This window comes from Tautonia plasticadhaerens (assembly GCF_007752535.1).
GTDB lineage: Bacteria > Planctomycetota > Planctomycetia > Isosphaerales > Isosphaeraceae > Tautonia > Tautonia plasticadhaerens.
On the sequence record NZ_CP036426.1, the window covers coordinates 5598847 to 5620925 of the forward strand.

The 22079-nt window shown below is 71.8% G+C and carries 22 protein-coding genes; 10 read left to right on the forward strand and 12 right to left on the reverse strand.

The annotated features are described in order from the left end of the window. The first annotated feature begins 111 nt into the window (after nt 1-111). Nucleotides 112-645, forward strand: coding sequence for an ATP-dependent protease subunit HslV (gene hslV / locus ElP_RS39925; RefSeq protein ID WP_231749214.1), 534 nt, complete (start codon nt 112-114; stop codon nt 643-645). Then, on the forward strand, nt 642-2021 hold the full coding sequence (hslU, locus tag ElP_RS22440; protein WP_231749215.1) for an ATP-dependent protease ATPase subunit HslU: 1380 nt from the start codon (nt 642-644) through the stop codon (nt 2019-2021). The genes hslV and hslU overlap by 4 nt, the downstream gene beginning before the upstream one ends. 21 nt (nt 2022-2042) lie before the next feature. Here the strand turns inward: hslU and ElP_RS22445 are convergent, their stop codons facing one another. The 7 genes from ElP_RS22445 to ElP_RS22470 form a co-directional block, all read right to left on the reverse strand. Further along, nucleotides 2043-3356: a BaiN/RdsA family NAD(P)/FAD-dependent oxidoreductase gene (locus ElP_RS22445; RefSeq protein ID WP_145273299.1), complete on the reverse strand. Its 1314-nt coding sequence runs from the start codon at nt 3354-3356 to the stop codon at nt 2043-2045. Nucleotides 3357-3468: 112 nt separating this feature from the next. After that, nucleotides 3469-4776, reverse strand: coding sequence for a P-loop NTPase family protein (locus ElP_RS22450; RefSeq protein WP_231749216.1), 1308 nt, complete (start codon nt 4774-4776; stop codon nt 3469-3471). Continuing rightward, on the reverse strand, nt 4773-5228 hold the full coding sequence (locus ElP_RS38525; RefSeq protein WP_197447144.1) for a hypothetical protein: 456 nt from the start codon (nt 5226-5228) through the stop codon (nt 4773-4775). Before ElP_RS38525 ends, ElP_RS22450 begins: the two co-directional genes overlap by 4 nt. Before the next feature lie 205 nt (nt 5229-5433). Further along, on the reverse strand, nt 5434-5919 hold the full coding sequence (gene tsaE, locus ElP_RS22455) for a tRNA (adenosine(37)-N6)-threonylcarbamoyltransferase complex ATPase subunit type 1 TsaE (protein WP_145273302.1): 486 nt from the start codon (nt 5917-5919) through the stop codon (nt 5434-5436). Then, nucleotides 5909-6886: a thiamine-phosphate kinase gene (locus ElP_RS22460; protein ID WP_145273305.1), complete on the reverse strand. Its 978-nt coding sequence runs from the start codon at nt 6884-6886 to the stop codon at nt 5909-5911. Before ElP_RS22460 ends, tsaE begins: the two co-directional genes overlap by 11 nt. Further along, nucleotides 6883-8022, reverse strand: coding sequence for a glycerate kinase (locus ElP_RS22465; RefSeq protein ID WP_145273308.1), 1140 nt, complete (start codon nt 8020-8022; stop codon nt 6883-6885). Before ElP_RS22465 ends, ElP_RS22460 begins: the two co-directional genes overlap by 4 nt. 163 nt (nt 8023-8185) lie before the next feature. After that, nucleotides 8186-9610: a trypsin-like peptidase domain-containing protein gene (locus ElP_RS22470; RefSeq protein WP_231749217.1), complete on the reverse strand. Its 1425-nt coding sequence runs from the start codon at nt 9608-9610 to the stop codon at nt 8186-8188. A 360-nt stretch (nt 9611-9970) separates the two neighbouring features. Here ElP_RS22470 and nadA point away from each other — a divergent pair, with 360 nt between their 5' ends. Next, nucleotides 9971-10909 (forward strand): quinolinate synthase NadA, encoded by a 939-nt coding sequence (gene nadA / locus ElP_RS22475; protein ID WP_145273311.1) that lies wholly within the window; start codon nt 9971-9973, stop codon nt 10907-10909. A gap of 90 nt (nt 10910-10999) precedes the next feature. On the opposite strand, the gene ElP_RS22480 is transcribed toward nadA, so the two are convergent. Further along, the gene (locus ElP_RS22480) at nt 11000-11185 is read right to left on the reverse strand and encodes a hypothetical protein (protein WP_145273314.1); all 186 of its coding nucleotides are present in this window, start codon (nt 11183-11185) and stop codon (nt 11000-11002) included. Between the two features lie 274 nt (nt 11186-11459). On the opposite strand from ElP_RS22480, the gene ElP_RS22485 reads away from it, so the two are divergent. The 3 genes from ElP_RS22485 (at nt 11460) to sixA (ending at nt 14171) form a co-directional block, all read left to right on the forward strand. Continuing rightward, nucleotides 11460-12716, forward strand: a complete 1257-nt coding sequence (locus tag ElP_RS22485) for an ornithine cyclodeaminase (protein WP_145273317.1) — start codon at nt 11460-11462, stop codon at nt 12714-12716. A gap of 62 nt (nt 12717-12778) precedes the next feature. Then, nucleotides 12779-13630: a dimethylarginine dimethylaminohydrolase family protein gene (locus tag ElP_RS22490; RefSeq protein ID WP_145273321.1), complete on the forward strand. Its 852-nt coding sequence runs from the start codon at nt 12779-12781 to the stop codon at nt 13628-13630. 49 nt (nt 13631-13679) lie between these two features. Next, on the forward strand, nt 13680-14171 hold the full coding sequence (gene sixA / locus ElP_RS22495; protein WP_145273324.1) for a phosphohistidine phosphatase SixA: 492 nt from the start codon (nt 13680-13682) through the stop codon (nt 14169-14171). Between the two features lie 6 nt (nt 14172-14177). Here sixA and ppk1 read toward each other — a convergent pair whose 3' ends face one another. Together ppk1 and ElP_RS22505 are read right to left on the reverse strand one after the other, a co-directional pair. Continuing rightward, complete coding sequence (gene ppk1 / locus ElP_RS22500) at nt 14178-16400, reverse strand: polyphosphate kinase 1 (protein ID WP_145273327.1); 2223 nt, start codon at nt 16398-16400, stop codon at nt 14178-14180. Between the two features lie 24 nt (nt 16401-16424). Further along, nucleotides 16425-17363, reverse strand: coding sequence for a deoxyribonuclease IV (locus ElP_RS22505; protein ID WP_145273331.1), 939 nt, complete (start codon nt 17361-17363; stop codon nt 16425-16427). A 210-nt stretch (nt 17364-17573) separates the two neighbouring features. Between ElP_RS22505 and ElP_RS22510 the strand changes: the two genes are divergently transcribed. The 4 genes from ElP_RS22510 (at nt 17574) to ElP_RS22525 (ending at nt 20324) form a co-directional block, all read left to right on the forward strand. Next, nucleotides 17574-17834: a DUF3072 domain-containing protein gene (locus ElP_RS22510; RefSeq protein WP_145273334.1), complete on the forward strand. Its 261-nt coding sequence runs from the start codon at nt 17574-17576 to the stop codon at nt 17832-17834. A gap of 224 nt (nt 17835-18058) precedes the next feature. Continuing rightward, nucleotides 18059-18541, forward strand: a complete 483-nt coding sequence (locus ElP_RS22515) for a hypothetical protein (protein ID WP_145273337.1) — start codon at nt 18059-18061, stop codon at nt 18539-18541. A 211-nt stretch (nt 18542-18752) separates the two neighbouring features. Beyond that, nucleotides 18753-19778, forward strand: coding sequence for a DUF1559 domain-containing protein (locus ElP_RS22520; protein ID WP_145273340.1), 1026 nt, complete (start codon nt 18753-18755; stop codon nt 19776-19778). A 96-nt stretch (nt 19779-19874) separates the two neighbouring features. Beyond that, entirely contained in the window at nt 19875-20324 is a 450-nt protein-coding gene (locus ElP_RS22525; protein ID WP_145273343.1) for a hypothetical protein, read from the forward strand. 70 nt (nt 20325-20394) lie between these two features. Here the strand turns inward: ElP_RS22525 and ElP_RS22530 are convergent, their stop codons facing one another. Both ElP_RS22530 and ElP_RS22535 read right to left on the reverse strand, forming a co-directional pair. Then, complete coding sequence (locus ElP_RS22530) at nt 20395-20904, reverse strand: hypothetical protein (RefSeq protein ID WP_145273345.1); 510 nt, start codon at nt 20902-20904, stop codon at nt 20395-20397. 113 nt (nt 20905-21017) lie between these two features. Then, a complete protein-coding gene (locus ElP_RS22535) occupies nt 21018-22004 on the reverse strand; it encodes a DUF1559 family PulG-like putative transporter (protein WP_145273348.1) in 987 nt (328 codons plus the stop codon). Nucleotides 22005-22079: the final 75 nt, after the last annotated feature.

Here is a 22079-nt window from a genome sequence, read left to right on the forward strand (position 1 = left end):
CCATGGGATCGGGGGGCCCTCCCCTTGGCGGGCGGGGGCCGGCGGGCCTAGGATGCCGGGGACGGCTCGCATCGCCCGTGCCGAATCGAGGAAGACGGAGGGCCCGACCCGATGACGTGGCACGCCACGACGATCCTCTCGGTCCGCCGCGAGGGCAAGGTCGCCCTCGGCGGGGACGGCCAGGTGACCCTGGGCAACCAGATCATGAAGGCCGACGCCGCCAAGGTCCGCCGCCTGGCCGGCGGGCGGGTGCTCGTGGGCTTCGCCGGCAGCGCCGCCGACGGCTTCGCCCTGCTCGAACGCTTCGAGGCGAAGCTGAAGGACCACCCGGAGAACGTCCCGAGGGCCGCCATCGAGCTGGCCAAGCAGTGGCGCACCGACCGGGCCCTGCGTCGCCTGGAGGCGCTGCTCATCGTCGCCGACGAGAAGCACAGCCTCCTGCTGAGCGGCTCCGGGGACGTGATCCAGCCGACCGACGGCATCCTCGCCGCCGGATCCGGGGGCGCCTACGGCCTGGCCTCGGCGCGGGCGCTGGTGGCCCACACCGAACTCCCGCCGGGCCGGATCGTCCGGGAATCGCTGAAGATCGCCGCGGGCATCGACATCTACACGAACGAGAGCATCACCGTCGAGGAACTGCCGTGAGCGACGACCTCACCCCCCGACAGATCGTGGCCGAGCTGGACCGGGACATCGTCGGCCAGCACGACGCCAAGCGGGCCGTCGCCCTGGCCTTGCGCAACCGCTGGCGGCGACGGCAGCTGGACGAGGAGATGCGGAGCCAGGTCACGCCGAAGAACATCCTGCTGATCGGCCCGACCGGCGTCGGCAAGACGGAGATCGCCCGACGGCTGGCGCAGCTCGTGGGCGCCCCGTTCGTGAAGGTGGAGGCGACCAAGTTCACCGAGGTCGGCTACTACGGCCGGGACGTCGAGAGCATGGTCCGGGACCTCGTCGAGGCCGCCATCCTGATCGTCAAGGACCGGGAGCGGCAGCGGATCGAGTCCAAGGCCAGGGATCGGGCCGAGGCGAGGCTGCTGGATCTGCTGCTGCCCGAGCCGCCCTCCCCGCACCGTGATCGACGGACGGCCACCGCGGCCGCCGAAGGCGAGGTGGACGAGGCGGCCGAGCGCCGCAAGCGGACCCGGGAGAAGATGAAGTCCCGGCTGGAGGCCGGGGAGATGGAGGACGCCGAGGTGGAGGTCTCGGTGCCGGGCCGGGCGATGGCCCCGGTGTCGATCCTCGGCGGGGCCGGGAACATGGAGCAGATGGAGATGGACCTCCAGGGCATGTTCGAGAAGCTGATGCCCAGGCCCTCCCAGTCGAGGAGGATGCCGGTGCGGGACGCCCGGCCCTTGCTGGTCGAGCAGGAGGCCGAGGCGATGCTCGACCCGGAGAAGATCAACCGGGCCTCGGTGGCGCTGGCCGAGGAGTCGGGCATCATCTTCCTCGACGAGATCGACAAGATCGCCGGGGATGAGGGGTCGTCCCGGGGGCCGGACGTCTCCCGGCAGGGGGTGCAGCGCGACCTGCTGCCGATCGTCGAGGGGACCACGGTGACGACCAAGTACGGCCCGGTCCGGACGGACTTCGTCCTGTTCGTCGCGGCCGGGGCCTTCCACCGCGCCAAGCCCTCGGACCTGATGCCCGAGCTGCAGGGGAGGTTCCCGATCCGGGTCGAGCTGAACGACCTGACCCGGGACGACTTCGCCCGGATCCTGAGGGAACCCCGGGCCTCGATCGTCCGGCAGTACCAGGCGTTGATGGGCACCGAGGGCCTGACCCTGTCGTTCACCGAGGAGGCGATCGACGCGATGGCCGAGATCGCCTTCGACGTGAACCGGTCGACGCAGAATATCGGCGCCCGGAGGCTGCACACGATCCTGGAGCGGGTGGTCGAGGAGATCAGCTTCGACGCCCCGGATCGGCACGGGGACCGGGTCACCCTCGACGCCGAGGACGTCCGCCGGGTGCTCGCGCCGATCTCCCAGGATGAGGACCTGAGCCGTTACATCCTGTGAGGGGCCCGGGAGGGGCCGGGCTCAGACGACCTCGCCCGCGCGCCAGCCCGTGCTCCAGGCGGCCTGGAAGTTGTAGCCGCCGATCCGGCCGTCGAGGTCGAGGACCTCGCCGATCAGGTGCAGGCCGGGGCGGAGTCGGCTCTGGAGGGAGTCGGGGTCGACCTCGTCGAGGGAGACGCCGCCGCTGGTGACCTCGGCCTTGGCGAAGCCGAGCGTCCCGGCGATCGGCAGGCGGAGCGCCTTGATCCCGGCGACGATCCGGCGGCGTTCGTCCCGGCCCAGCTCGGGGCCGACCCGGTCCTCGGGCACCCCCGAGGCGAGCAACACGGCCGTCGACAGCCTCCTGGGGAGGGCGGACGGCAGCAGGCCGGCGACGAGCTTGCGGCCTGCCCGGGCGGCGAGCCCGAGCGAGGCGTCGAGGGCCTCGGGGCGGTCGTCGGGGGCGAGGTCCAGTTCCAGCGTGAGCGGCCCGGGGCCGTCGAAGCGGGCCACCGGCCCGCTCACGTCCAGGATCGCCGGTCCGGTCAGGCCGAAGTGGGCGAACAGGACGGCCTCACGGCGATCGGCCAGCGCCGGGCCGCCCTCCGGGGGGAGGACCCGGGCGGTCGCGTCGGGGAGGGTGATGCCCTTCAGCTCCCGGACCCACTCGGCCTCGATCCGGAGGGGGACGAGCGCCGGCCTCGGCTCGACGATCGCGTGGCCGAACGACCGGGCGATGTCGTAGCCGTCCCCGGTCGTGCCGCAGCCCGGGTAGGATCGCCCGCCGACGGCCAGCACGACCCGACGGGCCCGGGCGGGGCCGTCGGGGAGCCGGACGAGGAAGCCGTCGGACTCCGGGTCGGGCTCGACCCCGGAACACGGGCAATTCGTCCGGAGCTCGGCCCCGCTGCGGTCGAGCCGCCGGGCCAGGGCGTCGAGCACGTCGACGGCCCGGTCGGAGACGGGGAAGACCTTGCCGTTCCCCTCGATCTTGGTGGCCACGCCCTCCCGCTCGAACAGGGCGACCGTCTGCTCGACGCCCAGCGCCTTCAGCGACGGGGCGAGGAACCTCCCCCGGTCGCCGAAGGCCTGCATGATGCTCCGGGCCCCCTTCGCCTGCTTCGGGTCGAAGGCGGGGTCGATCGGCCCGGAGACGACGGAGCGGTCCTTCAGCCCTCGGGCGTTGGTGATGTTGCACCGGGTGCCGCCCGACATGAGGATCTTCACCCCCGGCCGCCGGTTCTTCTCCACCAGCAGGACGCGGCGCCCCCGCTCGGCCGCCCGGAAGGCGGCGAACAGCCCGGCGGCCCCGGCGCCGAGGACGGCGACGTCGTAGGGCGGTTCGGTCGAGTTCACGGTGGTCGTCCCCGATCGAGGGTTGGATCGGGGGATTATACCGGCCTCGGGCCGACCTCGCGTCCGAGGTCCCACCCGGCCTCCTGCGGACACGGCCGGGCGGTGCGGCCGATCAGAGGACCGTGAAGTAGTTCCCGGCGGCGAAGTCGAAGTATTCGGGCTTCAGCTCCAGGGGCAGGTCGTTGTAGATGCAGTAATTCCGGACCTGGAGCAGCAGGTCCCGGGGCTGGCAGCAGCGGAAGGGGCGGTTGACCCGGCGGTAGTGCTGGGCGATCAGGTAGTCGACGGCCTGCTCGTCGATCTCGTCGAAGCCGAGCTTGGGGGCGAAGATCTCGATCATCCGCCGGTACATGGCCTCGGTGGGGTCGGCGGCGTTGATCTTGTAGGGGATCCGGCGGAGGAAGGCCTCGTCGACGAGGTCCTTCGGCTCCAGGTTCGTGGAGAAGAGGATGAGCTGGTCGAAGGGGACCCGGATCTGCTTGCCGTTGGGCAGGCGGAGGAAGTCGTAGCGCTTCTCCAGGGGGACGATCCAGCGGTTGAGTAGCTCGATGGGGGCCATCCGCTGGCGGCCGAAGTCGTCGATGAGGAAGGTCCCGTTGTTCGACTTCATCTGGAGGGGAGCCTCGCAGATCTTGTTGTCCGTGTCGTAGTAGATCTCCAACGCCTCCATCGTCAGCTCGCCGCCGGCGACGATGGTCGGGCGCCTGATCTGGATCCAGCGGTTGTCGAGGTCGTCGTTGCGGAGGAGGCCGGAGCGCTGGTGCTCCAGGGGCTCGTGGTTGGCCGGGTCGAAGAGCTTGAGGATCTGGCCCTCCACGAGGATCGTCCGGGGGATCCAGACCGTCGAGCCGTAACACCTGGTGATCCGCTCGGCGATGCTCGTCTTCCCGTTGCCGGGGTAGCCGTAGAGGAACAGGCCCTTGCCGGAGTTGATCGCCGGGCCGAGGACGCCGAACATCTCCTCGGAGACCAGTAGGTCGGAGAAGGCGCGGCGGAGGTCGGCCTCCTTGGGCTGCTCCCTGGCGATCGACTGGGCCGAGATCGCCCCGACGTAGTCGGCGAAGGGGACCGGGGCGGTGCCGACGTACGCACATTCCTCCATGTACCCGCGGGCCCGGGATCGGCCGGCGTCGGTGAGGGAGAAGTAGTAGTCGTTGGCGGCGGCCGTGTCGGTGTAGGTGACGAGTTGCTGGGCCTTCAGCCCCCGGAGGAACTCCGGGAACGGGCCGAAGGGCAGGCCCAGTTCTTCGGCGATCTTTCGGCCGGAGGAGACGCCGATCCCGAGCAGGAACTTCATCACCAGGGATTCGACCAGGGCCTGGTTCAACCCGGCCGAGGCGAAGTCGGTCGGCGCCGTCGGCCGGAAGGCGACGGCCTCGCCGGCGTCGAACGAGGGGAGCGTGCTCGTCGCGGTGCTCACGATCCGGGACCTCTGGGTGTGGGGAGGGTCGGGGGGCTGCCGGCCGTCGAGCCCGGCCCGCCGACGTCGAAGAGGGCCGCCCGGAGCGCCTGCCAGGGGCAGTGTTCGTGGAACTCGATCCCGACCCGGCTCGGATGCCCCAGCAGGGCGTTCAGCCGCCCCGGCACCCGGAGCCGGGCGACCGTGCCCGAGACCCAGTCGGCGGAGAGGGACAGCGGGCGGATCCAGGACGGCTGCCCGGCCCGGGGCGGCTTGAGGACGACCAGCGCCGCCCCGCCCTGGCTCACGTCCACCACGACCGCCTCGACGACCCGGGGACTCCCCTCCTCCCACCAGCCGAACCAGCACTTCGCCCCGCTCGACGCATAGCGCGGGAAGACGCGCCGATCCCGGCCGACGTCGACCTTCGTCCTGGCGACGATGAAGGAGGAATAGTGACGGAGCTTCGACATCGATCCCGCCGCCCGCTCTGGTGTTGGAATCATTCCGCGGTGGTCCCCGCCCGGGGACGTGCCGATCCGACCCGATGCCGATCCGAGGCGAAACGGATCGGAACGGATCGGAACGGATCGACCGGCGGGCCCCGAACTCCGGGACCCCGAGAGCACCGTAGGTCGCGGCTCGGGGGCGGTCAACTACGTCAGCGGGCCGGTCCGATCAGCCGCCCCGGAGCAGGACCGAGATCCGTCGAAGGGCCTCGTCGGGCCCGGCCACGAGGATCCCCCGGGAGTCCGGGCCGGTCGGTTCGAGCGTCACGGTCCAGGCCCCTTCGGGGAGGCGATCGAGGACCCGGTCCGCCCACTCGACGAGGCAGACCCCCTCCCCCTCCAGGTACTCGGCGGCCCCGAGGGCGTCGAAGGCGTCCGGGTCGTCGAGGCGGTAGGCGTCGAAGTGGTAGACCGGCAGGCGGCCCTCGTATTCGTGGATGAGCACGAACGTCGGGCTGGCGATGGCGAGGGGGTCGACCCCCAGTCCCTCGGCGATCGCCCGGCTCAGTCGGGTCTTGCCGGCGCCGAGGGGGCCGACCAGGGCGATGACGACCCCCGGCCCGACCGCACCGGCGATCGCCCGGCCGAGCCGATCGGTCTGCCGCTCCGATTCGGAGTCGATCCGGAGCCCCCGTCTCGAGCGTTCAACCCGCATGGCCGCCCGCCTCCCCGCCGGCCCCCAGGTGGTCGAACCCCCGGACCCGGACCGGGGCCGTCGACCCGTCCCGGTCGCGGAGCCGGATGCCGGGCCCCGGCTCGATCTCCCCGACCCGATGCAAGGTGACGCCCGGGGGGGGCGACCGGAGCAGGGAGGCGGCCGACTCGGGGGGGACGACCAGGCAGAGTTCGAAGTCCTCCCCGTCGCCGAGGGCGTGGTCCAGGGGGCTTCGGCCGGACCGGGAGGCGAGGCGCTCGGCGTCGGGGTGGATCGGGATGGAGTGGGCGTCGAGCGAGGCGCCGAGCCCCCCGCTCTCGTCGAGGACGTGGCCGAGGTCGGAGGCCAGGCCGTCGGACAGGTCGATCAGGGCATGGAGTTCGGCCGCTTCGAGCAGGGCGAGGGCCTCGGCGACCCTCGGCTCGGGCCTCAGGTGGCGACCGAGGATGCTGCCGCCGAGGGGGCCCGTCACGAGGACGACGTCGCCGGGCCGGGCCCCCGACCGGAGGACCGGGGCCGGCGGGCTCGCCTCGCCGATGACGGTGACGCAGACGACCAGAGGCCCGTCCCAGGCGTTCGTGTCCCCCCCGGCGAGGGCGAGGCTGAAGCGGTTGGCCAGCGGGGCCATCCCGGCCATCAGCCCCTCGGCGATCTCCTCGGCCGATCGCTTCGGCAGGGCGACGGCCACGAAGGCGGCGACCGGCCGGGCGGCCATCGCGGCGACGTCGGAGAGGTTGACCGCCAGGCTCTTGTAACCGGCCGCCTCGGGGCCGCACTCGTCGAGGAGGAAGTGGCGGCCGTCGAGCAGGAGGTCCGTCGTCACCACGGTCGAGGAGCCGGCCGGCGGGGGGCGGAGCACGGCCGCGTCGTCGCCGATGCCGAGGGCGACCGACGGGTGGGCGGGGGCCATCCCCCGGATCCGCCGGATCAGCTCGAACTCGCCGAGGGGGCCCCCCGGGGCGGTCATCGTCGACGCCCCGATCGGAAGGCCCGGACGGCCTGCTCGGCGACCCTCCCCAGCAGGAGATCGGCCTGGTCGATCGCCTCCCGGAGTGCCATCGGCCGGTCGCAGATGCTGAAGAAGGCGGAGACGCCCGACCCCAGGAGGGCCTCGGCCCCGGGCCCGATGCCCCCCGCCAGCGCGATCACCGGGCATCCCCGGTCCCGGGCGACGAGGGCGACGCCGGCGATCGTCTTGCCGTGGGCCGTTTGTTCATCGAGGGATCCCTCGGCGGTCAGGCAGAGGTCGGCTCCTTCCAGGCGGTCGGCGAGGCCGACGGTCCGGGAGACGAGCTCCACGCCCCGCTCCAGCCGTCCCCCGCCGAAGGCGACCAGCCCCGCCCCGAGCCCCCCGGCGGCGCCGGCGCCGGGCAGGTCGGCCACGGACCGGCCGAGGTCGCGTCGGACGACCTCGGCCAGCCGGCGGAGGTTGCGGTCGAGCCGGTCGACGGCCTCCCGGTCGGCCCCCTTCTGGGGCCCGTAGACGGCGGAGGCGCCGTCGGGCCCGCAGAGGGGGTTGGTCACGTCGCAGGCGACGGCGAGCTCGACCCGATCGAGCCGGGGGTCCCGGCCCGTCGGGTCGATCCGGTCGAGCCGTGCCAGGGGGCCGCCGCCGGGGCCGAGGTCGTCTCCCCCGGCGTCGAGCAGGCGATAGCCGAGGGCCTGGGCCATGCCGGCCCCGCCGTCGTTGGTGGCGCTGCCGCCGATCCCCACGACGATCCGATCGACCCCGACATCGAGGGCAGCCCGGATCAGCTCGCCGGTCCCCCGGGTGGTGGCGACCGTCGGGTCCCGGCGATCCTCGGGGACGAGGACGAGACCGGAGGCGGCGGCCATCTCGATGAAGGCGGTCCTGCCGTCGCCGGAGAGGCCGAATCGGGCCTCCACGGGAGGGCCGAGCGGGCCGGTCACGCGGGAGGTGCGGGTGGTGCCGTCCAGGGCGGTCACGAGGGCCTCGACGGTCCCCTCGCCGCCGTCGGCCATGGGGATCTCGTCGACCTCGGCGGCATCGTCGGCGCGTCGGACCCCCAAGGCGATCGCCCGGCAGGCGTCGACGGCCGAGAGGCTGCCCTTGAACTTGTCCGGGGCGATGACGTACCGCATGGCTCCTCCGGGCGCCCGGCCCTCGCCCCACGATAGCGGATCGGGGGTGCGGGTTCCACGCCATCGGCCACCCGGAACGGGCCGGGGCCGCGGGCCGCGGGGGAGTGCCCCCGGCCCGCGGCCCCGGCCCGGCCAAGCCGTCGGGTGAGATCGGACGGATGACTCAGCGGACGGTCGGGCTGACGGCCTGGGCCTGATAGACCTCGGAGAGGCTGATCGTGCCCTGGTGCAGCACGTTCTGGCGGACGATGTAGTACGGAACCGCCTGGGAGCCGGCCGTCTCGGCCTGTCGGAGGATGTACATGATGTTGTCCGGCCGGATCGTCTCCAGGTGGCGGTCGCCGACGTGCATCCCGACCAGGATGTCGCCGGGCCGGATCGCGGCCTGGTCGGCGAGGCTGCCGGGGAGGATCTCCCGGACGTACAGGCCGCCCCGAAGCTTCGGGGAGGCGACGGCGACGTACTCCTGGGTGACGTGCTGGGTCCTCAGGCCGAGCAGCCGCCAGACCTGCTCGTCGGAGTCCGGCGAGGCGGTCGTCGCGGCCTGGGTCCGGGAGACGGGCCGGGGGGCGAGGGAGAGCTCCCGACGGTCGCCCCCCCGGTCGACGACGAGGGCCGCGGGCTTGCCCTGGGAGGAGTCGAGCAGGGCACGCTCCAGGTCGATCGGGTTGGTGAGGGCCAGGTTATTGGCCCGGATGAGCTCATCCCCGGGCTTCAGGCCGGCTTCCTCGGCGGGGCTGCCGGCCTCGATGGCGGAGACGACCACGCGACGGGCGCCGTCGAGGACGCGCTCGACGGCCACCAGTCCGTGCCAGGTGCCGACGAGCTTCCGGGTGCTGAGCATGCCGGCGGCGACGGGCTTGACGTCGTCGATGGGCAGGGCGAAACCGATCCCCTGGGCCCCGGCCCGGGTGGCGACGTTGATGCCGATCAGCTCGCCGTCGATGTTGATCAGCGGGCCCCCCGAATTGCCGGGATTGATGCCGGCGTCGGTCTGGATCAGGTTGTGGTAGACCTGGTCGTCGGCCAGGGTGACGTCGATGCCGAGTGCGCTGACGATGCCGGTCGAGGCGGTATTCTCGTAGCCGAAGGCGTTGCCGATGGTGATGGCCGTCTCCCCGATCATCAGGTCGGAGGAGGTGCCGATGGAGATCGGAGTGAGCGGCCTGCCGGCGTCGACCTTCAGCAGGGCCAGGTCCATGCTCCGGTCCTCCTGGAGGATCCGCGCGGGGTAGGACGAGCCGTCGGCGAGGTAGACGCGGATGTCGTTGACCTGGTCGACGACGTGCTGGTTCGTGAGGACGAAGCCCCGCTGGTCCAGGACCACGCCGGTCCCCATGCCGCTGACCAGCGGCCGGCGATTCTCCTCGGGGGAGAAGGGCCATCGGCTGTTCGAGGAGGCGCGCTTCTCGCTGGTGATGTTCACCACGGCCGGCATCGCCCGCTCGATCGCCTCGACCAGCGGGGTCCGCCGGGAGGTCATGTCGGCCGAGGCCGGTCGGGTGGCCGGCGGCACCGCCGCCGAGGAGCCGGCCGTCGCCACCATCAGCCAGAATAGCCAACGTCGCGTCATCCAGGGCAAGAGCACGTTGGTGGCCCTCTCTGCGGGTCTTCGGTTCGCCGGCCCTACCGGTGCGGCCAGACACGATCGTAGTTGTTTGATCGTCTCCCCACCCCGCCGCCTTTCGCCCCCGAAGGCGCCGGAGTCGGGCGCCCCGCCAGACGTTCATCACATCCCGAACAACCGATCTCCCTGGAGGGGGGGGACGGCGAATTGCTCATGGGGCCACGGGGGCCGGGACCCCCTCGCCCTGCCCGGTCGGATCGCCCATAATGAACGGACCGCCCCCGGGGGGCGTAGGATGACGGGACGCCTTGCCGGCGGCCGCAAGGGCCGAGCGGTTCGTGGGTTGCTCCTCCGCCACGTTAAAAACAAGGATTCCATCCCTTGGCAACCACCTCCATCGACATCTACGACGAGATCGAGGCCCTCAAGGCCGAGCAAGACGCCACGATCCTGGCCCACTACTACCAGGACGGCGAGATCCAGGAGCTGGCCGACTTCACCGGGGACAGCCTCAAACTCGCCCGGGTCGCCACCACCGTCGACACCGGCACGATCGTCTTCTGCGGCGTCCACTTCATGGCCGAGACGGCCAAGATCCTGAACCCGGGGAAGCGCGTCCTGCTGCCCGACCCCCTGGCCGGGTGCAGCCTGGCCGACAGCTGCCCCGCCCCGCTCCTGGCGCGGAGGCAGGAGGCATTGAGGGCCGCCGGCCGCACGTTCCAGACGGTCACCTACATCAACAGCACGGCGAGCGTGAAGGCGCTCTCGGACTGGATCGTCACCTCCGGCAACGCGGAGGAGATCATCCGCCGGGTCCCCGAGGATTGCGAGATCCTCTTCGCCCCCGACCGGCACCTGGGGTCCTACCTCCAGGAGGTGACGGGCCGGCCGATGATCCTCTGGGAGGGCTCGTGCATGGTGCACGAGGTCTTCAGCGTCAATGACCTGCTGAAGCTCAAGCGTCGCAAGCCCGAGGCGAGGACGATCGCCCACCCGGAGTGCCCGGCGAACATCCGGGAGCACGCCGACTTCATCGGCGGCACCGAGGCGATGATCCGCTTCGTCGACCGCTTCGACGCCCCCACCGAGTTCCTGGTCGCCACCGAGGCCAACATGCTCTGGCAGCTGCAGCACGCGGTACCCCGGCACGCCTACCTGCCCGTGCCGGGGATCACCTGCGCCTGCAACAACTGCCCGCACATGGCCCGGAACACGCTGGAGAAGCTCCGGGACTGCCTCAAGAACGGCTCCCCCGAGATCGCCTGGCGTCCCGACTTCGACCGGGCCGGCGAGGTGCTCCGGCGCAGCCTGCTGGGCTGATCGTCCCCCCGTTCGGGTGGGCCCGTCCGTGACGGGGAGGGCCCACCCCCGGGGCTCGGGGCGCGTACATCGGGCCGGGCCGTGACGGGCTCAGCGCCGCCGCTTCTCGGCCGAGGCGAGCCCCTTGGAGACGAGGTCGAAGGCCTCGACGGGCTTCAGATCCTCCAGCACGTCGAACATCACCGAGAGCACCCGGCTGACGTCGGCGGCGTTGATCTGGACCTTGGGGGTGTCGGCCCGCTTGGCGACCTCGTGGTAGAACTCGGTGAGCTTCATCGGCTCGTCTCCCCTTCGGGGATGCCGCCGCCCGCCTCGGGCCCCGGCCCGGTCGGGAGGGAGGGGACGGGGCGGAGATGTGGGAATCCGAGTGAACGATAACCGACCGGGCGACCGGGCGAGCGGATCGGGGTGGCCGATCGGTCGGGCCGGTTCCGGTCGAGACGGTCGGGGGGCCTCTCCTGACGGGGAGGCCCCGTCCCGCTAGAATGGGAGGGGGCGTCGGGGGTGGAGCGACGCCGTTGCGAACCCAGGCGTGAGGAGGGAGACGCCCATGGCCCGCCCCGAGTCGACGCCGGCCGAGCAGGACGGGGGGGCGGTCGAGGAGATCGAGGTCCGGGGGCACATCGTCGACTCGCTCCTGCTGCCGAAGATCCTCGACCGCATCCTCCAGATGGGCGGGACCTTCGAGATCCGCGAGTGCGAGATCGGCACCCGCCGGGTCGACCCGAGCCGCGCGCTCATCGCCGTCCGGGCCGCCACCGCCGACCGGCTGCGGGAGATCGTCGGCGACCTGATCGAGCACGGCGCCTGGCCCCTGCACCCCGCCGACTCCCGGGTCGAGCCCGCAGACATCCCCGGCGCCTTCCCCGAGGGGTTCTACAGCACGACCAACCAGCCCACCCAGGTCCGGGTGCAGGCCCGTTGGCTCGACGTGGCCGATCAGGAGATGGACTGCGGGATCACCGTCGAGGGGGACGGCTCGTCCGCCCGATGCGTGCCCATGTCCGACGTGACCGCGGGCATGCCCATCGTCGTCGGCCACGGCGGGGTCCGCGTGCTGCCGACCGAGCGTCCCCGGGGGTCGAGCCCGTTCTCCTTCATGAATTCGAGCGTCTCCAGCGAGAAGCCCAAGGCCGTCAGCCTGAGGGGCGTGGCGGGGTCGATCCGGGAGACGAGGAGCAGGGGCAAGAAGGTCCTGCTCGTGGGGGGCCCGGCGATCGTGCACACCGGCTCGGCCGGCCACGTGGCGAGGCTGATCCGCGAGGGGTGGATCCAGACGCTCTTCGCCGGCAACGCCCTGGCGACGCACGACATCGAGCAGGCGTTCTTCAACACGAGCCTCGGCGTCGACCTCGACCAGGGGGAGGCGATCGAGCACGGCCACGAGCACCACCTGAGGGCGATCAACACGATCCGGCGGCTGGGGGGGATCCGCCAGGCGGTCGAGGCCGGGAAACTGACCTCGGGGATCATGTTCGAGTGCGTCCGATCGGGGGTCGATTACCACCTCGCGGGGTCGATCCGGGATGACGGACCCCTGCCGGACGTGATCACCGACACGCTCCAGGCCCAGCGGGCGATGCGGGCGGCGATCAAGGACGTGGGCTTCGCGCTGCTGATCGCCTCGGCCCTGCACGGGATCGCCACCGGGAACCTCTTGCCGGCGTCGGTGCAGGTGGTCTGCGTCGATATCAATCCGGCGACCGTCACCAAGCTGGCCGACCGGGGCACCTTCCAGACCGTCGGCATGGTCACCGATGTCGAGCCGTTCCTCCGCTCGCTGGCCTCGGAGCTGACCGGCTCCTGAACCGTGCCCCGGATCGGATCGGGTCGGGTCGGGTCGGACCGGGATGATCGGGAGATCGAGCGATGGCCGAGACGCCCCGGATCTTGATGTGTCCCCCGGAATACTACGGGATCGAGTACGAGATCAACCCGTGGATGAACCGGGGGGTGGCGAGCGACCCGGACGAGTCCCGACGCCAGTGGTGGGCCCTGCACGACGCCCTGACGGGCCTCGGGGCGGCGGTCGAGCTGCTCGACCCGGTCCGGGGGCTGCCGGATCTGGTGTTCACGGCCAATGCGGGCCTCGTCTACCGGGATCTGTTCCTCAGCTCCCGGTTCCGCTACGGCGAGCGGCAGGGGGAGACCCCCGTCTTCGACCGCTGGTTCGCCGACCACGGCTTCGCCGTCGAGCACACGCCGGACGACCACCACTTCGAGGGGGCCGGGGACGCGCTCTTCTGCGGCGACGCCCTGCTCGCCGGCTACCGGTTCCGCTCCGACGCCCGGACGATGCAGTGGGTCGGCGACCGCCTCGGCGTGGAGGTGCTGCCGCTGGAGCTGGTCGACCCGAGGTATTATCACCTCGACACCTGCTTCTGCCCCCTCGCCCCCGACTCGGCCATCTACTTCCCCGGCGCCTTCGACGAGTACGGCCGGTCGGTGCTCCGGGACCGGATCCGGACCCTGATCGAGGTCTCGGCCGAGGAGGCGTTCTCGTTCAGCTGCAATGCCGTGGTGGTGGGCCGGTCGGTCGTCCTGAACGCGGGGGCGCCGAAGCTGGCCCGGTCGCTGGGGCGCCATGGCTACGAGGCGGTCCCCCTCTCGCTGACGGAATTCATCAAGGCCGGCGGCAGCGCGAAGTGCCTGACGTTCCGGCTCGACGGCGAGGACGCCGCCTCGTGGCGGTCGGCCGCCACCCGGGCCGCCTCCGCCTGACCGAGGCCCTGCCACCCGACCGACCGACAACCACCCGAAAGGCAATCGGATGCGAACTCTCTACGTCCTCCGGCATGGGATCGCCCACCCCCACGCGACTCCCGAGTTCGAGGAGGACGAACGCCCGCTGACCCTCAAGGGACGGCGACGGATGCGGGAGATCGCCCGGGGCCTCCGACGGCTGAAGGTCCGCCCCGACCGGATCCTGACCAGCCCCCTGCCCCGGGCGAGGGAGACGGCCGAGATCGTGGCGAAGCGGCTCGGGCTGGCCGATCGCGTCGAACTTGCCGAGGCGCTCCGGGTCGATCGCCCTGCTGAGTCGATTCGGGCATGGCTCGACGACCAGGAGGGGGACGAGGTCATGATCGTCGGCCACAACCCGACGTTCTCGGCGCTGATCTCCGTGCTGCCGATCGGGCCCGGGGCCCCGACGGTCACCGAGCTGAAGAAGGGTGGCCTGGCCTGCTTCTCGGTCGGGGGGCCGGGGGCGTACCGGCTGGAGTGGCTGGCGCCCCCCCGATTGATCCGGCGATTGGCGTGAGGCGGCTTACCCGAATCCGTCCGGGAGCCCGATCTCGGTGAGGGCCGATTGGACCGCCGGGGGCAGCTCCCGGCGGACGGCCTGCTCCTGGAGGGCGGTCTGGGCGCGGATCGGGGGGGAATCCGGGCCCGGGGAGAGTCGTTCGAAGCTGCCGTCGGGGTGGAGGAGCCGGGACTTGACGTTGTCGACGAGGTAGACGCCGAGGATGTCCCGGACGACCCGGGCGTGGAGGCGGGGGTCCTCGACGGGGAAGAGCAGCTCGACGCGCCGATTGAAATTGCGGGGCATCCAGTCGGCCGAGGAGAGGTAGAGCTGCGGGGCGTCGCCGTTCTGGAAGTAAGTGATCCGGGAGTGTTCCAGGAACTTGTCGATGATGCTGAGGACCCGGATGTTCTCCGAGTGGCCGGGCACGCCCGGGCGGAGGCAGCAGATGCCCCGGACGATCAGGTCGACCTGCACCCCGGCCCGGGAGGCGGCGTAGAGGGCGGCGATGGTCCGGGGGTCGACCAGGGCGTTCATCTTGGCAATGATCCGGGCCGGGCGGCCTTGCTCGGCGTGGCGCCGCTCGCGGTCGATCATCTCCAGGACGCGGTCGACCAGGTGGAAGGGCGCGACCATCAGCTTCTGCCAGTCGTGGCCCTGGGAGTAGCCGGTCAGCAGGTTGAAGAGGGCCGAGGCGTCGTCGCCGAACTCGGGGCGGCAGGTGAACAGGCCGAGGTCGGTGTAGAGCCTCGCCGTGGTCGGGTTGTAGTTGCCGGTGCCGAGGTGGATGTAGCGGCGGATGCCGTCGGACTCCCGGCGGACGACCAGCGCGGCCTTGCAGTGCGTCTTCAGGCCGACCATGCCGTAGACGACGTGCACCCCGGCCTTCTGGAGCATCCGGGCCTTGGAGATGTTGTTCTCCTCGTCGAGCCGGGCCTGGATCTCGACCAGCACGGTAACCTGCTTGCCGTTGCCGGCGGCCCGGGCGAGGGCGTCGATGATCGGGTTGTCCTCGGCCGTGCGGTAGAGCGTCTGCTTGATCGCCAGGACCTGGGGGTCGACCGCCGCCTGCTCGATGAGCTGCACGACCGCGTCGAACGACTCGAAGGGGTGGTGGACCAGGATGTCCTGCTCCCGGATCTCCTCGAAGATGCTCGGCCCCGCCGCCAGGACCCGGGGGAGCTGCGGCTCCCAGGGCGGCTCCTTCAGCTCGCGATACCCCTCGATCTTGCAGAGCGAGGCCAGGGCCGAGAGGGCGACCGGCCCGGAGACGCGATAGACGTCCCGGTCCTCCAGGTCCAGGGCCGGGGCGGTCTGGAGCAGGGAGACGAAGGCCTCGTCGGCGCGGTCGGAGATCTCCATGCGGACGGCATCGCCCCACATCCGCTTGCGCAGGTTCTCCTGGATGATGGAGAGGAGGCTCGACTTGACGTCGCTCTCCTGGATGCTCAAATCGCTGTTGCGGGTGACCCGGAAGGGGGCGTATCCGACGACCCGGAAGCCGCCGAAGAGGGAGTCGAGCCGGGGGCCGATCACGTCCTCCAGCAGGATGAATCGATGGGTCGGATCCCCCTCGGCGGCCGGGAGGCGGACCAGCCGGCTGAGGACCCCCGGCACCTGGAGCACGGCGTAGAGCTGCCTCGGCGGCTGGGCCTCGGGCCGCTCCCGGTCCAGGCGTTCGAGCCGGAGGATCAGGTTGAGGCTCTTGTTGTGCAGGTGGGGGAACGGGTGGGCCGGGTCGATCGCCAGGGGGGTGAGGACGGGATAGACCTCGGACTCGAAGTAGCGGTCGAGGAACTCGTTCTCCCCGCCGGCCAGGGCCTCCGGGGGGACGACGACGATCCCCTGCTCGGCCAGCTTCGGCAGCAGGTCGGATTGCCAGGTCTCGTGCTGCCGGGAGACGAAGTCGCGGACCCGTCGGCCGATCTCGACGACCTGGGCCAGGGCGCTCATGCCGTCGGGGGGCGGGTCCTGGGGCTCGAGGTGCTCGTAGAGCTGGGCCTGGAGGCCGGCGACCCGGACCTCGTAAAACTCGTCGAGATTCGAGGCGGTGATGGCCAGGAACCGGAGGCGTTCCAGGAGCGGGACGGAGGGGTCTCGGGCCTCCTCCAGCACGCGCTCGTTGAAATCGAGCCAGCTCAGCTCCCGGTTGAGGAACAGCGAGGGGTCGATCGCCAGGCCCTCGGGCACCCCATCCGGGCTGGCGAAGGGGATGGGGATGGTGTCCTCTCGGATCGGCTCGGACATCGGCCGTCTGCCTCCCTCGCCCGATCAGGACGCTCGGGCGGCCCGGGACCCGCCGGCCGCGTCCGCCTCGGCCGCCGCCTCCAGGCGGCGGAGGATCCGGAGATTGATCGCGTCGAGGTCCTCGCCGCCCTCGGTCCCCTTGGGCGTCTCCAGGATCATCGGCAGCGCCGCGAAGCGGGGGTCGGCCACGATCCGGCCGAACGGCTCCAGGCCGAGCTCCCCCCGGCCGAGCCCGGCGTGCCGGTCGACCCGGCTGCCGCACCCCTTGACGCTGTCGTTGAGGTGCCAGGCCCGGACCCGGTTCAGGCCCACGATCCGGTCCAGCTCCCCGATCGTCTCATTGTACTCCGAAGCCGTTCCGAGCCGATAGCCCGCCGCGAAGACGTGGCAGGTGTCGACGCAGACGCTCAACCGGTCGGCATCGAGGACCCGGTCGAGGATCCCGGCCAGGTGCTCGAAGCGGTGCCCGAGGCAGCTCCCCTGCCCCGCGGTCGTCTCCAGGGCGATCCGGCAGGAGAAGCCGGAGGTCCGGCGGTGGACCTCGTCCAGGGCCGCCGCCACCCGGGCGATCCCCGCCTCCTCGCCGCAGCCGACGTGGGCACCGGGGTGGCTGACGAGGTCGACGACCCCGAGCGCCTCGGCCCGCTCCAGCTCGACGGCCATCGCGTCGATCGACTTCCGCCAGAGCGTGTCGTCGGGGCTGGCCAGGTTGATCAGGTACGAGTCATGGGCGACCGGGTCGGCGATCCCGGCCTCGGCCGTCGCCGACCGGAAGGCGGCGACCTGCTCGTCCGTCAGGGGCTTCGCGTTCCACTGGTTATTGCTCTTGGTGAAGACCTGGAGCGCGCCCATCCCGAGGGCGGCGGCGGCCCTCGCGGCCCGGTCGTGGCCGCCCGCGATGCTCAGGTGGGCCCCGAACTTGCGCCGGATCCAGGCCGGCCGTCCCTTGATCTTCGCGGCCATCGCCGGGCCTCCCTGTCGCTGGTTGCCGGTCGTCCGAATCCTCCGGGCCGACCCGGCCACTGTAACCCAGGAGGCCCGAGGCGACCACGCCAGCTGATCAGTCGCTTGGCATTCCTGTTGCTGTACCTTCGTGCAGATGGCCGGCGTGGATCAATCCTTGTCGCCCGGCAAGGGGCGTCGGCCGGATGCGTCTCGCGAGGAGCGGCAGCGATGGCGACCAGGAAGCACACCAAGGAATCCCAGGGCGACGCCCCCGAGGGGAATCGGGTGAAGGATCCGGGGGACTGGACCACCGGCGAGGAGCCGATGACCGAGGCCCAGCGGTCGTACCTCCACACGCTGGCCGAGGAGGCGGGCGAGGAAGTCGACGACGCGATGACAAAGGCCGAGGCGTCGGAGGCGATCGACGAATTGCGGCGGAAGTCCGACCGGGTCTCGGGGGGCGATGCCGGCCCGAAGGGGAAGTCCTGAGCGAACAACACGGCCGGACGACCCCCCCCGGCCGCCTCCCGGGCGGGCGGGGGGGCGGGCCGTCCCCGCTCCCCCGTCTCGATCGGGTGGGCAGGGGGCGGCCGATAGGCCCGTCACGGTGCGTGGTGTAAGGTGGGCTCGCACGACCCGGCCGACCCGGGGCGACCCGTCCGATCGGGGGATGGGCCGCCAGCCCCAGGGCCCGACACGATGCAGGACGTCGCATGACCCGCCCGGCCCCCAGGCTCGTCTCGGCCATCGGCGTGACCCTCGCGGCCCTCGGGGTGGTCGGAGCGGCCGGGTTGCCCTGGGGGGAGCACACGCTCGCCGTCTCCCGGGACCTGGGCGGGGGAGTCGGCGAGTTCCTGACGACCGGGTGGTCCGGGAGGCTGATCCTCGGCCCGCTCTGGCTGCCGAACCGGCTGGTGGTGTTCGCGGCCGGGATCGTCTGCTGGTGCTGCTGGCTCCGGGCGATCGGAGTCGGCCGGATCCCGGCGGCCTTGCCGATCCTGTTCGCCCTCTACGGGGTCGCCCATGCCGGGGCGATGGTGTTCCTGTTCTCCGGGGGCCCCCGAGCCCGGGTCGGGCCCGGGGCGCCGCTGGCGGTGCTGGCATTCGTGGCGATGCTGGTGCTGATCGCCCGGGACCTCGTCGTGACCCCCGGTGGCCGACGAGGCGGCAGGGCCGATGGCCCTCGGCGATCTTGATTGAGGCGCCAGGGGCCTTCACGGGACCTTCCCGGGGAATTCACTTGACGGCTCCTGGACGATCGGGGATTTCCCTGGCGTTTCGGGGCCGACCGAGCAATCATTGTCGCTCACATCCTTCAGGGATGGCGTACACCCCGTCCCCCGGCCGTCGCCGTGCGCGCGGCCGACTCCACGTCCTGATGATCATGAATCGCGGGTATTGAACACGATGTACCGATCTCGCCGTCGAGGATTCACGCTGATCGAGCTGCTGGTGGTGATCGCCATCATCGGCGTGCTCATCGCCCTGCTCCTACCCGCGGTCCAGGCGGCCCGGGAGGCGGCCCGCCGGGCGCAGTGCACCAACAACCTGAAGCAGCTGGCGCTGGCGACCCACAACTACATCGACGCGGCGGGTTCGTTCCCCTATGCCGGCGGATTCTCCCCCCAGCGGGGCTGGGGGATGCACGCGATGATCCTGCCCCAGCTGGAACAGGGTCCGCTCTACGACGCCACGAATTTCGAGGACAACGTCAGCTGCATGGGCGCGGCCACCGTCCGGACGGCCGTCATCACCGCCTTCCTCTGCCCGACCGACCCCGACCCGGTGACCTACGAGGACCGGGCGGTCCCCGTCTCGGGCTGCTTCGGCGACCCCGGGACCCCGGACGGGGCCAATGGGCTGTTCCGGGGGACACTGACCCACTACGTCGGCAGCTACGGGGACGGGTACAACAACGGCCGGGCCGCCGACCCCTACGCCTTCGAGGGGGCCGGGGCCCGATACGGCTGCGGCGGCTGTAATTCCGACGGCAACGGCACCCCGACGGCCGACTGCCCCCAACCGACCGGCGCCTACGGCTCCGGACGCAACCACCGCGGCATGTTCGACTACACGAGCACCTCACCCCCCGTCCGGCTCGCCGGGGTCCGGGACGGGACGAGCAACACGATCCTGTTCGGCCACACCGCCGGGATCGTCCGGTCGAACAGCCTTGTCTGGTTCACCAGCACCGGGGCCATCAACGGCACGAGCCTGCCGATCAACTGGACCCTGCTCCGGTCGACCCGCCAGGGCAGCCCCTTCGGCTCCAGCTGGACCGGCCGGGGCTTCACCAGCCACCACCCCGGCGGGGTGACCGTCGCGCTCTGCGACGGGTCGGTGCGCTTCCTGAAGGAGACGATCGACCAGCGGGTGTTCAATGCGCTGGGCAGCCGGGCCGGCGGCGAGGTCGTCTCGGCCGACCAGTTCTGAGTTCGAGGAACGGGGATCACCGGCGGCGGGCCGGCCGGGCCATGGGCCCCGGGCGGCCTCGTCGCGCGACCGACGAGAAGGGAAGACGACGGCCCGATGACCCGAAGACGAGCTGCAACTCAACTGATCGCCGCCGCGATGGCCGCGGCCGGCCTGGTCGGCTGCGGCGAGGACCGCGGCCTGGTCCCCGTGACCGGCACGGTGACCTACAACGGAGAGCCGGTCGCCGGCGGGGAGATCCTCTTCACGCCCCAGGACGGCTCCCACGCGGCCCGGGGCCCGCTGGACGATTCCGGTCGCTATCGACTCGGCACCTACGGACCCCGGGACGGCGCCGTCACCGGCATGCACGACGTCGCGGTGATCCTCCGAGGACCGGACAAGCCGGTCCCCGAGGCGAGGAAGGGGCAGATGATGGAGGAGGATATGCAGGGGAGCGGCGACCCGCTGATCCCGGAACGTTATTTCTCCCCGCTGACCTCCGGCCTGACCGCCGAGGTCACCGACGACGGGTCGAATGAGTTCGACTTCACGCTGACCGACTGATCGGTCCAGGGCTGCCCGTCGGGCGTCGGCCCCCGATCCTCGGCCCCCGGTCGGGGGGACTCGGGCCGGGTCACTTCGACGAGGCGGTGGCCATCACCCGGTCGCCGACCTGGCCGATCGCCGTCCGGGCCGAGTCGGCGACCTGATCCATGGTGAGGCCGGTCGCCCGGGAGCCCATCGAGACGGCGGCGTAGTCCTCGAGCAGCCCGAGCAGGGGGTCGGGGACGCCGAGCCCCCGGCTCAGGGCCATCCGGACGATCGGGGCGGCGCAGGCGACCCCGGCGGCGACCGCCGCGCCGGCGATGGCGACGGCGGTGGCGTCGGCCCCGCTCCCCTTCATGCTCTCCCGGGCGACCAGGGCGCCGGAGACCGCGTGGGGGACCAGGAGCATCGGCCGGTATCGGGGGGGGAAGACCCCGAGTTTGTCCAGAGCCATCTCCCCCAGGGCCGCCGCGATCCAGCCGGAGGCCGAGGACCTCCTCCGGGACGCCGCCAGGAAGGCCGGCCCGAGGGCAATCTTCGAGCCGCTCAATGCCGCCAGGACCATGGCCCGTCCGATCGGCGAGGTGGAGTCGATCATGGTCGTCCCGCTCCCAGGTTGCGGTTGAGGTCGGCCGGGCCCGACGTCCAGGCCGGTCGGGCGGCCTCGGGATGCAAGAACCGAGCCGAGCAACCCGAGGCGAGTGATGGGCGTCAGTCGACCCGGGATAGGTCCGGGGCGGTCGCCGCCGTCGTCGCGTCCCGATAGCTCCCGAGTGCCGTCCAGACCGGGAAGGCGACGGACGTGGTGTAGGTCCGGACGCTGCCGTCCATCATCAGGACATGGACCCCCTCCACGTGCCCGCTGGAGGCCCCCATGGAGGCGGACCGGCCGTCCCGGGAGATGCAGGAACGACGAGCGCCGGGCGGGGCGGCGTGGGAATAGAGGGTGGACCGCCACCCGAGTTCGAGCCAGGATCGGCCGGCGTCGGTCCGGATCGGGGCGTCGGGGGCCTCGGGACAGCCCCCCTCGGGGATCGGGCCGGGGACGACCTGGTAATCCCGGGACCGCTCGGAGGAGGATCCCGCCGAGCCGACGAGCCGTTCGGAGAAGGCGGCGGTATACGAGGCGCCGTGGCCGGCCTCCACCTCGGCGATCGACGCCGACGCGCCCGGCGCGAACGGGCCGAGGCGACCATCGGTCCGGGTGCCGGTGTTGGCCCGGTAGTTCACCGGGGCGGGGAAGGCCCGGGAGGTCGCGATCGGGTCGCTCGGGCAGACGAACCCCGGGAGATAGGCCTCGACGGACCGTTCCCCCGAGTCGTTCGACGGCGGGGCGGCCTGGGGGTCGAGCCCGCCGAGGTCGGGTACGCCGAACTGGTCGAGCATCGAGGCGAGCGGCCCCCGGGCAGGGCCCTCGGCCTGACCCAGCGGGGGGACGGCCGGCAATCGCCCGGTCGCCTGCTCGTACAGGCCCAGCGCGATGCCGATCTGCCGGAGGTTCCTCGCGCAGGAGGCCGACCGGGCGACCTCCCGGCTCCTCGTCAGCCCGAGCATCAGCAGCAGGGCGACGATCCCGAGGACCGCGACCACGACCAGCACTTCCCCCGGCCCGATCCCCCGGGGGCGGAATCGGGACCGTGATCGGTGCGGAATGCCGGGCGGTCGGGCGACGGGGGCGTAGGAGATTCGGGTTCGCATCTCGGTTCCCGATCAGGTCGATCGACGGGTGCTGGACCGCCGATCATGCGTGCAAACGAGTCCCTACGGACACGC